The sequence below is a fragment of the Mesorhizobium sp. WSM4808 genome (assembly GCF_055811675.1).
Map to the genome: position 1 here is coordinate 134,643 of NZ_JBVVQX010000016.1, position 11,336 is coordinate 145,978.

Genomic DNA, 11,336 nt, shown 5'->3' on the forward strand with positions numbered 1-11,336 from the left:
GGTGTGGCCATTCGGCCTCAGTCGATTGGCGTGTCGTGTATCCGGCGGGGTTAGCGGCGACGAAACTACCTGGCACTGCCCGGTGTCGAGCCGAATCGGCGGCGGAAGCAGCGGTTGAAATAGGAGACGTCGGAGAAGCCGCTGAGCAGCGCGATCTCGCTGATCCGCATGCGGTCATTGTGCCTGTCGCGGAGCATGCGATGCGCCCTTTGCAAGCGCAGTTCGAGAATGCGCTCGGCAAAGCTCACCCCGGTTTCCTGCAGCAGGTCATGGACATAGCGAACGGAGAGCCGCAATTGCCCGGCAACGCCCTGCGCCGAAATGGCGGGATCGGCGAAATTATCCCGCATCTTCTGCAGTATGGCCTGCAGCCTTGCCGCGCGCAGGCCGCGCAGGCCCGCCAGTTCGGCCGCTTCGCCCTTGGCGCCGGTCGCAAGGCCGATCAGGTCGACGATCGTTTCGGTGGCGTGGCCGATGAGGTCGGGCGAGACCAGCGCCGGGCCTGCTTCCAGGAAGCTGCAATAGCGCTTGAGCATGCCGAGCGCCTCATTGTCGGCTCCAACGGTCAACGCCAGCCGATCCTCGATATGAGCGAAGGCATTTTCCAGCACGGCACGAGGGAGCACCACATTGGCCCAGACATTGCTGTCGCCGCCGGTCATCTGCAACGCTTCCGAAGCCGAGACCAGTGCGGCCTCGCCTTTGCCGACGTGATAATCGCGGCCAATCTGCGTGCCGCTGAGCACCGTATCGCCATTGTTCACCAGCAGCAGATAGCCGTCGCGACCATCGGCGGCGATATTGCCCGCCTTGCGGCTGGCATGACGGATCGTCCCGGCCATCTGCCCAAGCACCAGCGAGCCGACAGCGGTGGCTTCGATCGCGGCTTCGAACGACAGTCTCTCCGAAATCGTGTATTCGACCGACCATATCTCGGCGACATGGATGTCCTGCCAGAGCGCGAAGCGTGCGCGATGATCCAGATGCGGCGGCAGATCCGCCGATGAGAAGACGTTCTTTTGCAAGGGGCAACCGGCCTTTTCTACAATCGCGTCTTCATTTCGACACGCACCGTATGGGACCAGATCACGGTCTGTCCAGAGCCGGAAATACTTGTGCGCCAGGTGACAATTCCAGTGCCGTCCTGGACAAGGATTGGCTTAATTTCGTGGATTGGGCTGGTTGAATTTCGGATTACTCGAAAATGCCCAGTGCCGACGAATCGCGCCACCCTACTCCGGCGACGGCACCGGCGGCCGTGATGTCAGCGCCGTGCCGAAGGCGGCGACAACGACGGCTGCGATCCCGGCCAACTGTGTTGCGGTCAGGCTTTCATGCAGGAACAGGAAGCCGGCCAGCGCACCCAGCCCCGGCTCCAGGCAGGTCAGCGTGCCGTAGATGCGCGCCGGCATGCGGGTCAGCGCCACCATCTCCAGGAAGAACGGCAACGCGCTGGAAAACAGCCCGACCAGCAGCGCGCTGACCAGGATCGACGGCGACAGCAGCGCGGATCCCGCCTGCGCGATACCGAAGGGCAGCACGAGCACAGCGGCGATGGCCATGCCGTAGGCAGTGGTGCGGGTGCCAAGCTCCGCGCCGGCCTTCTGGGCAAGCACGATATAAAGCGCCCAGAAGCCACCGGCAGCCAGCGCCAGCATCACCCCTATCGGATCAAGCGGCGCGAGGGAATGAACGAAGGGCGACAACAGCAGGATGCCGGCCACTGCCAGCGCGATCCAGGCAAAGTCGCTGGCGCGCCGCGAGCTCAAGGTCGCCACCAGAAGCGGGCCGGTAAACTCCAGCGCCACCGCGATGCCGAGCGGAATCCTGGCGAGCGCTGCGTAGAACAGGAGGTTGAGCGCGCAAAGCGTCACCCCATAGGCGACCAGCCACGGCAGAGTGGCACGCGAGGGCCGCATCTGCCAGGGCCGCAGCACCGCGATCAGCATCAGCGCACCGATGACCAGCCGCAGCGTCGTCGTCCCTTGCGCGCCGATCTGCGGGAACAGGCCCTTGGCGAAGGTGGCGCCGATCTGGATCGACACCATGGCGCCCATCAGTGCCGCGACCGGCAAGGGCGCCGCTTCGCGACTGGCAATCGGCGTCGATGTCACGTGATCCCATCCTCCATGCCGCCGGGTCCAAACCCGACCGGCGGCATGGAGATAGGGCGAACCGGCCAACCTGTCGTGAGGCAGCGGCGGACTGGCTGCTGGGGCACGGACTGTTGGCACGCCATGAGCCTCCCAGCCCGCGAAGCGTTCATTGCCGCAGTGCACAAGGAATAGCTGGAGATGATCCTGTAGATGCGAGAGCGCGACGACAACGATACGCTTCAGGCGGTGGCAGCCGAGCGCTTGAACACGATGATCACCTGAGTGCCCTCGCCGGCGCTCGACTTCACGTCGAACTGCGCCTTGGCATTCTCGGTCAGCGAGCGGGCGATCAGCGCGCCGAGCTTGCCGCTCTTGGGCCAGGTCTCGCCGTCCGGCAGGCCGATGCCGTCATCGGCGATCACGATGCGGCAGCCATCACCGTCGACGATGCTGTGCAGCGTGATCGTGCCGCCGTCTCGCCCTTGGAAGGCATGCTTGAGCGCATTGGTCAAAAGTTCGTTCACCACCAGCCCGGTCGGCATGGCGACATTGATCGACACCGGATAGGTGTCGACCTTCATGTCGAGGCGGATGCCCTCGACCGCATGCGAGTTCATCACCGCCGACGCGATCTGGCTGAGATAGACACCAAGATCGACCTCATCCTTTTCATCGTCCCCCGACAGCGTCTGGTAGAGGATTGCCAGCGCATCGACGCGACCTGCCAGCCTCTCGAAACGCTTCTGATCCGGTTCGGCCGCGTTGCGCGTCTCCATCCGGATCAGTGCGGTGATCATCTGCAGATTGTTCTTCACCCGATGCTGCAATTCGCGCAGCAGCGTGTCCTTTTCGCGGATGCGCTCATCGATCGATCGCGGATCCTCCGTTTCGCCATGGGCCGAGACGTCGACCAGCGCCACCAGCCGGAAGCAGGCCTTGCCATTGTCGTCCTCGATGACGTTGGAATAGACGTCGACGATCGCCGGCTGGCCGTCTGTCCGCTCCAGCCGGAACGTGCCGATGAAATCGGTGTCCTCGACCACGGCCTCAAACAGCGGCCGGTCCTTCTGCTTGTGCAGGCCGGTGCCGGAAAGCGCCGCCCAGTGTTGCCGGGCGAGCGTCGCCGCCTTGAGGCCGGACAGTTTCTCGAATTCCGGATTGGCATAGACGACACGCTCCTTCGAACCCAGGTCCGAAACGGCAATGGCGATCGGTACCTGGTCGAGGAATTTCTTGAACTGTTCGCTTTCGAGCGCGCTGGCAAGGTCCGGCGTTTCGAGCAACTGCCCGACCGCTTCGGCCTTCTGTGTATCGGATGTCATCTGCGGCGCCTGTGCTGTGTGGTCACCATCAATAACAGCGATGCGATCACCCCGCCATCGCCAAAGCACGAGGCGGCATTTCACACGCCCTCACGAGCGGTGTGTTCGCACAATCTCGAAATCTGCGTAGCCGCCTCGGAATACTTGACCGAGCTCTGGGAACCGCTCACGAGGCCGGCTTCGACGCCAGCCTTGGCGCGGTCTTGACGTCGACGATCTCAGGCTTGGCACTGTCCACCGTGCCATCCCAGCCGCCACCGAGCGCCTTGTTGAGGGCGATGTAGTTGGTCGCCAGCAGGACGCGGCTTTGCAGCAGCGAGTCCTCGGCCGAGTAGAGCGAGCGCTGGGCGTCGAGCACATCGAGCAGGCTTGTCTCGCCGGCCTTGTAGAGCGTGCCTTCGAGCCGCGCCGCATCGCCATAGGATTTCGCCGAAGAGGCGAGCTTGGCGATCCGGATGCGCTCCTGCGACAACAGCACCAGCGCGTTCTCGACATCCTCGAGCGCCGTCAGCACCGAAGACCGGTATGCGATGAAATATTGATCGCGCTGCGCCTTGGCGACCTCGACGGCCGCCTGCAATTGACCGGCATTGAACACCGGCACGCTGAGCGTCGGCCCGAACGACCAGCCGATCGACGAATTCTTGCCGAGATCGCCAAGCTTCAGCGCCGCCGTGCTGATGTCTCCCGTCAGGCTGACCGAGGGATAGCGGGCGGCCTCTGCCTGGCCGATCTTGGCGGTGTATTGCGCATATTGGCGTTCCGCCATGCGCAAATCGGGTCGCGAAAGCAAGAGGTCGGCGGGAATTCCGGTGGGCATCGGCAGGCGTGGTGCAGGGATCGGGGCGACCCGCTTCAGCCGCTCGCTGAGCGAGGCAGGCGGCCGGCCGGCCAGCACGGCGAGACGATGCACGGCCTGGGCATAGCTTGCCTCCAGCGTCGGCACCGCGGCTTCGGTGCTCGCTGCCTGCCCCATCGCCTTGGCGACATCGGCGGCGGTCGCCGTGCCCGCCTGCGCCATGGTGCGGGTAAGTTCGGCGGTCTGCCTTTGCGACGCGGCCGAGCGCCGGGCGAGCGCGATGCGGGCCTGGTAGCCACGCGCCTGGGTATAATAGGAAGCGACATCGCCGATCAGGGTGAGAAGCGTCGAGCGCAGTTCCTCCTGCGAGGCGTCCAGCCCGTAGCGCGCGGCCTCGACGCCCCTGCGGTTGGCGCCGAACAGGTCGAGCTCCCAGCTGGCGTCAAAGCCGGCCTGATACTCGCTGTAGGTGGCGTCAGAACCTGATGTGGTCTCGGCCGACTTGTTGCGGGTGGCCGAGCCGGAGCCGTCGACCGACGGCAGCAACGTGCCGGCACTCTGGCGGTAGCTGGCGCGCGCCTCGCGGATTTTTGCCTTGGCGGTGGCGACATCGAGATTGCCGGCAACCGCTTCCTCGACGAGCGTGTTCAGCTCGGGATCGCGCAGCCGCTGCCACCATTTCGAAAGTTGCGCCGGCTGGACAGGCTTTGTCGGCTTCTGGCCACTCCAGCTTGCAGGCATCGCCAATATGGGCGTCTGATAATCCGGACCGACGACGCATCCAGCGAGCAGGACAGCGGTAATCATAGGCGCAAGAAGCCGCCTCGCGGCCACCGAGCCACGTTCCAAACCTGTCATGTGAAGTTTTCCTTATTGCTGGTTGGCCGTCACCGGCGTCTCGCCCGTATCTGGTTTGGCCGCCCTGCCCTTGAAGATGCGCCGCACGGTGACGAACAGCAGCGGCACCAGGAAGACGCCGATCACGGTCGCCGCGATCATGCCGCCCATCACGCCGATGCCGACCGAGTTCTGCGCGCCCGAGCCAGCACCGCTGGCAATCGCCAGCGGCAACACGCCGAGGATGAAGGCCAGCGACGTCATCAGGATCGGCCGCAGCCGCTGTCGTGCTGCCTCAAGTGTCGCCTCGACGAGCCCCATCCCGGCGGTCTGCCGCTCGATGGCGAACTCGACGATGAGGATGGCATTCTTGGCCGCGAGACCGATCGTGGTCAGCAGGCCGACCTTGAAATAGACGTCGTTGGACTGGCCGAACAGGCTTGCCGCCAGCAGCGCGCCGAAGATGCCGATCGGCACCGACAGCATGACCGCGAACGGGATCGACCAGCTCTCATAGAGTGCTGCCAGGCAAAGGAACACCACAAGGGCCGAGATCGCATAGAGCGACAGCGCCTGGTTGCCGGAAAGCTTCTCCTGGTGCGACAGCCCTGTCCATTCGTGGGAATAGCCGGCCGGCAGCTGCGCCACCAGCTTGTCGATCTCGTCCATGGCGGCACCCGAGCTGATGCCCGTGGCCGCCGCGCCCTGGATCTCGACCGCCGCCGATCCATTGTAGCGTTCGAGCCTGGGCGAACCGAATGTCCAATGGCTGGAAGCAAAGGCCGAGAACGGCACCATCGCCCCGCTGGCGTTGCGGACCTGCCATTTGTCCAGATCTTCCGGCTGCATGCGGAAGTTCGGGTCCGACTGCAGATAAACCGGTTTCACCCGCCCGCGATCGATGAAGTCGTTGACGTAATCGCTGCCCCAGGCGGTCGAAAGCGTGTTGTTGATGTCGGCCAGGCTGACGCCCAGCGCGCTGGCTTTTTCCTGATCGATGTCGACCGAGAATTGCGGCTGGTCTTCCTGCCCGTTGGGCCTTGTGTTGGCGAGCAGCTTGTTCTGCCCGGCCAGGTTCAGAAGCTGGTTGCGCGTCTGGATCAGCGCGTCATGGCCCGCACCGTTGACGTCCTGCAGGTAGAAATCGAAGCCGTTGGTGTTGCCGAAGCCCTGGATGGCGGGAGGCGCAAGCGCGAAGACCTGCGCATCCCTGATCTTCGAAAACGCGCCCATCGCCCGGCCGGCGATTGCCTGCGCGGCAGAAGCCGGCGATTTCCGCAGGTCGAAGTCCTTCAGCCGCACGAACGCAATGCCGACATTCTGCCCTGCGCCGCCGAAGCCGAAGCCGGAAGCGGTGAACACCCCGTCGACGACGTCCTTCTCCTGATTGAGATAATGGTCGGTCACCTCTGCCAGCACCCGCTCCGTGCGATCCTGCGTCGCGCCGACCGGCAGCGACACGCTGGTGATCAGGATGCCTTGGTCTTCTTCCGGCAGGAACGAACTTGGCAGCCGGGCAAACATCCAGCCCACGGCAACGACGATGGCCAGGAAGACGGCGAGGAAGCGCCAGGACCGGTTGATGATGCCGTGCGAGCCGTCGCGATAGGCAAGCGTCCCGCGATCGAAGACCCGGTTGAACCAGCCGAACGGGCCCGTTTGCGTCGCATGGTCCTTGGGCGGTCGCAGGATCGTGGCGCAAAGTGCGGGCGTCAGCACAAGGGCGACCAGCACGGACAACACCATCGCCGAGACGATGGTCACCGAGAATTGCCGGTAGATGATGCCGGTCGAGCCGCCGAAGAAAGCCATCGGCACGAACACGGCCGAAAGCACGGTGGCGATGCCGATCAGCGCTCCGGTGATTTCGTGCATCGACTTGCGCGTCGCCTCCTTCGGCGGCAGGCCTTCCTCCTGCATCACGCGCTCGACATTCTCGACGACGACGATGGCGTCGTCGACGAGCAGACCGATGGCCAGCACCATGGCGAACATCGTCAGCGTGTTGACGGAATAGCCGAACAGCGACAGCACGCCGAACGTGCCGAGCAGCACCACCGGCACGGCGATCGTCGGGATGATGGTGGCCCGCAGATTCTGGAGGAAGATGAACATCACCAGGAACACCAGCACGATCGCCTCGGCCAGCGTCTTGACCACTTCCTCTATCGACAGCCGCACGAAAGGCGAAGTGTCGTAGGGATAGACGACCTCGACGCCTTGCGGGAAGGTCGAGCTCAGCCGGGCGATCGTCGAGCGCACCGCTTCGGCGGTGTTGATGGCGTTGGCGCCGGTCGCCAAATTGACGGCCACGCCGGCCGCGGGCTTGCCGTTGTAGTTGGCCTGCGTCGTGTAGCTTTCGGCGCCGAGTTCGACGGTGGCGACATCGTTGAGGCGAACCAGCGAGCCATCGGTTTGGCTCTTCAGGATGATGTTGCGGAACTGTTCGGCGGTCTGCAGCCGGCTCTTGGCCGTCACCGTGGCATTGAGCTGCTGGCCCTTGCGCGCCGGCAGGCCGCCGAGCTGGCCGGCAGAAACCTGCGTGTTCTGCGCCTCGATGGCGGTCGCCACGTCGCTCGGCATCAGGGCATACTTGGCGAGCTGGTCCGGATCGAGCCAGATGCGCATGGCATAGCCGGAGCCGAACAGCTGCGTCGAGCCGACGCCTTCGACGCGCTTCAGCGTGTCGTTGACGGTGGCGTCGACATAGTCGGCGAGATCGGTCGAGTTCATCTTGCCGTCGGTCGAGACGAAGCCGATGACCATAAGGAAGCCGGTCGAGGATTTGGAGACGGTGATGCCATTGCTCTGCACCACCTGCGGCAGCTGCGACTGCACCAGCTGAAGCTTGTTTTGCGTCTGCACCTGGGCGGTGTCGGGATCGGCTGCGGTGGTGAAGGTCAGCGTGATCGAGGCCGAACCGGTCGAGGTCGACGTCGCCGTCATGTAGTCCAGATTGTCGATGCCGGTCATGCCTTGCTCGATGACCTTGGTCACCGAGTTCTCGACCGTCTGCGCGTCGGCGCCCGGATAGGTGGCGCTGATGTTGACTGTCGTCGGCGCGATCTGCGGATATTGCGAGATCGGCAGTGAGGTGAGCGCCAGAAGCCCGCCCAGCATGATCACGATGGCGATCACCCAGGCGAAGATCGGCCGGTTGATGAAGAATACGGACATCGCCTCAGTTCCCGGCCGCGGCGGCAGGCGCCGGTTTGGCAGCGTTGGACGCGGCCGGTGCGGCGGACGTGCCCTGCCCGCGATCCTTGACCTCGCCGGTCGTCTCGTCGATCGTCACCTCAACGCCCGTCGCATCGCCGCCGGGGCGCACCAGCTGCATGCCCTCGACAATGACACGATCGCCGTCGCCGACACCCGAATCCACCAGCCAGTTGTTGCCGACGCTGTTGCGCACCGCGAGCACCCGCGTCTCGACCTTGCCCTGCGCATTGATGACCATGGCCGTGGCCTCACCCTTGGTGTTGCGGCTGACGGCGCGCTGCGGCACCAGGAAACTGTTCTGGGCAACGCCCTCCTCGACCAGCGCCCGCACATACATGCCGGGCAGCAGCAAGCGATCGGGATTGGGGAATTCGGCCCTGAGCGCGAAGGTGCCGGTGGTCTGGTCGACATTGGCGCCGGCGAATTCCAGCTTGCCGGTCTGCGTGTAGATGGTGCCGTTCTCGAGCTTCAGCTTGACGCTGACATTGGGGCCGCTGAACTTCAGCCGCCCTTCCGAGATCGCCTGGCGCAGATTGAGCAGGTTGGTGCTCGATTGCGTGACGTCGACATTGATCGGATCGAGGGCACGGATGGTGGTCAGCACAGTGTCCTGGTTGGCGGTCACCAACGCGCCGGGCGTCAGCGTGGACTTGTCGATGCGGCCGGCGATCGGCGCCGTGATCGAGGTGCGGTCGAGACTGATGCGCGCCGTCTCGGCGCTGGCCTTGGCCGAGGCGACATCGGCTTGCGCCTGCGCCAGCGTGGCGGCGGCATCGTCATAATCCTGTTTGGAAACAACGTTCTGTTTCAAAAGCCCTGCATAACGGTCGAACTTGGCCTGCGCAGTCGGCACCGCCGCTTGCGCCTTCTGCTGGGCGGCGACCGCGCTGTCATAGGCTGCCTTGTAGCTTGCCGGATCGATCAGGTAGAGCGGCTGTCCCGCAGCAACTTCGCTGCCCTCTTTGAACAGGCGCTGCTGGATGATGCCGTTCACTTGCGGGCGCACCTCGGCAACCAGCGAAGCCGCCGTGCGCCCCGACAGTTCGGCGGTGATCGCCACCGATTGCGGATGCAAGGTGACGACGCCGACTTCCGGTTTGCCGGGCGCGCCCATGCCGGTGGGGGCGCTGCCCTCCTGCGAGCAGGACGCCAGCAGAAAGGTAGCGGCGAACATCGCGGCCCAGGGCGCCAGATGGCGTGCCGAAAAACGAGGCTGGCTAGGATTGGAAATCATGGCCTGGATCTTTCCCTGGAGTTGCGTACGCGCTGGCAATGGACCGCTTGGTCGAGGGGCATGCCGATCCATATGATGATAGGCCGCACCCGTCGGCGGGCGGCGACGAGCAATGCTTGGAAGCGGCTCATGTCGCGCTCCTTCTCGTCGGCCGGAGCTGCTCGAAGGTCGAGTAGCTGGCCGCGATGCCCACCAACATTATTATGCCGATCAGCGAGGACATGCCAAGCGCCTTGCCGGAGTTCACGCGATCTTGCGGTCATGATGTCCATGGTTGTCGAGCGGCTGCGAGAGCGGAAGCGACAGCCGCCAGGCGGCGAAGCGCAGGCGGATCGCGCCCTTCAGCGTGTCGACCGGGAGGGCCAGCGGCATATCGCGCCCGGCAGGACCGAACGAGAGCCTCGGGCTGGCGGACGCGAGCAGCCGCAGCATGATCATGGCTTCCCACATTGTCGTGCTTCCATTGCATGGTTCGAATTGGGCATGGTTCGAATTGGCGTCATTCGAACTGGACGTGATTGAAACGAGGGATGGCAGGGATACGCCCGCCATCCCCCGGAGAACCGGCCGGCCCGAGAACGGGTTGGGTACCGGGCCGGCCGGTGCAGTCGGTCAGAGTTGTCAGTCGTTCCCGGGCTGGGGCGAGAGCTGCCTGCCATCGTTGGGCAGGCCTCTGGGGCCGGCTGCATCGTTCGGCGGCCCGCCCCAGGGACCGGGGGGTGATCCATGGGGGCGTTCCGCCGAAGCGAGGACTTCGAGTTGTTCGGGCGTCAGCTTGGCACGCAGTTCCGCGATCGCGTCCTTCAGTTTACCGGCCGAAACCGCGCGGGCGGTGACATCGTCGGCCAGCTTTTCCTGGAACGCGAAAGGATCAGGCTTGCCGCCGGGACCCGCCGCGTCGGGACCCTTCGCTTCAGCACTACCGGGCCGCCCGTGGTCAGGCTGAGGCGGCGAAAGCACCGCCTGCAGCGCGCTGGTGTAGTCGCGCCAGGCGTCGAGTTGTTCGGTGCGGATGCCAACGCGGGTCTCCAGCGCGGCGAGCCGGGCGGCCAGCATGAATTCCGGCGGCGGACCCATGCGGCGGGGGCCAAAGCCCTGCGGGCCAAAACCCTGTGAGCCAGGCCGCATCGGTCCATGCGGGCCGGGTCCAGCCATCGGGCCGTGATCCAGGCCGTCCTGAATGGCCATGACAGGTGGCGGCTCGCCGGGTCCGGCGCCGGGATCGGGCTGCGCTGCCAGCGCGGGGTGAATTGCGGCGACGGAAAACAGGCCGAGCGCAAGAAGTCTGCTTCGCATAAAGATGTTCCTTTCTCTCATGCTTCGGACAGTTCAGAGGATAGGAAGCGTCTTTGTCCGCTTCGCGTCGGCGTGTTGCCGAAGGTTTCCGCAAAAGGGCAATTTGTTTCCGAATGTTTCCCATGACCCGCCGGAAACGTTCGGTTGCAATTTTCCATGCCGCTCGGGCGCGGCTCCTCCTATAATCGTGGCCAAGGCAAGGGCACGATTGATGCAGTCACAACGCCATATCCTCGTCGTTGACGACGACCGCGAGATCAGGACGCTTCTCCAGCGCTATCTCGACAGCCAGGGCTTTCGCGTCACGGCGGCGGCGGACCGGCGCGAATGCGAGCAACGGCTTGGTGCGGGCCAGTTCGACCTGATCGTGCTCGACGTGATGCTGCCGGACGGCTCGGGGCTCGATATCTGCCGCGGGGGGGGGGGGCGCCCCCCCCCCCCCCCCCCGCCGGGGGGGGGGGGGGCGGGGGGGAAGGTTTGGGGCGAGGAATGGGGGGGTAGGGGGGGGCGGGCCGCAGAAGGGGCACAGGGGG

General features: G+C 64.9%; 9 protein-coding genes. 1 reads left to right on the forward strand and 8 read right to left on the reverse strand.

The genetic code is table 11. The features are described 5' to 3' along the window. Positions 1 to 65: 65 nt before the first annotated feature. The 8 genes from AC0L2U_RS26205 to AC0L2U_RS26240 form a co-directional block, all read right to left on the reverse strand. Entirely contained in the window at positions 66 to 1,025 is a 960-nt protein-coding gene (locus tag AC0L2U_RS26205; protein WP_127271117.1) for an AraC family transcriptional regulator, read from the reverse strand. 207 nt (positions 1,026 to 1,232) lie between these two features. Then, entirely contained in the window at positions 1,233 to 2,114 is an 882-nt protein-coding gene (locus AC0L2U_RS26210; protein WP_127809810.1) for an EamA family transporter, read from the reverse strand. A gap of 221 nt (positions 2,115 to 2,335) precedes the next feature. Further along, entirely contained in the window at positions 2,336 to 3,418 is a 1,083-nt protein-coding gene (locus AC0L2U_RS26215; RefSeq protein ID WP_127398128.1) for a sensor histidine kinase, read from the reverse strand. Positions 3,419 to 3,584: 166 nt separating this feature from the next. Beyond that, a complete protein-coding gene (locus tag AC0L2U_RS26220) occupies positions 3,585 to 5,075 on the reverse strand; it encodes an efflux transporter outer membrane subunit (RefSeq protein ID WP_292659412.1) in 1,491 nt (496 codons plus the stop codon). A 12-nt stretch (positions 5,076 to 5,087) separates the two neighbouring features. After that, positions 5,088 to 8,231 (reverse strand): efflux RND transporter permease subunit, encoded by a 3,144-nt coding sequence (locus tag AC0L2U_RS26225; protein ID WP_127271112.1) that lies wholly within the window; start codon positions 8,229 to 8,231, stop codon positions 5,088 to 5,090. Positions 8,232 to 8,235: 4 nt separating this feature from the next. Continuing rightward, positions 8,236 to 9,507, reverse strand: a complete 1,272-nt coding sequence (locus AC0L2U_RS26230; RefSeq protein WP_127809808.1) for an efflux RND transporter periplasmic adaptor subunit — start codon at positions 9,505 to 9,507, stop codon at positions 8,236 to 8,238. A 243-nt stretch (positions 9,508 to 9,750) separates the two neighbouring features. Beyond that, positions 9,751 to 9,957: a hypothetical protein gene (locus AC0L2U_RS26235; protein WP_127270464.1), complete on the reverse strand. Its 207-nt coding sequence runs from the start codon at positions 9,955 to 9,957 to the stop codon at positions 9,751 to 9,753. A gap of 171 nt (positions 9,958 to 10,128) precedes the next feature. After that, entirely contained in the window at positions 10,129 to 10,803 is a 675-nt protein-coding gene (locus AC0L2U_RS26240) for a hypothetical protein (RefSeq protein ID WP_127327739.1), read from the reverse strand. Positions 10,804 to 11,014: 211 nt separating this feature from the next. Here AC0L2U_RS26240 and AC0L2U_RS26245 point away from each other — a divergent pair. Then, the coding region (locus AC0L2U_RS26245; protein ID WP_473602842.1) for a response regulator at positions 11,015 to 11,336 on the forward strand (322 nt) is incomplete at its 3' end.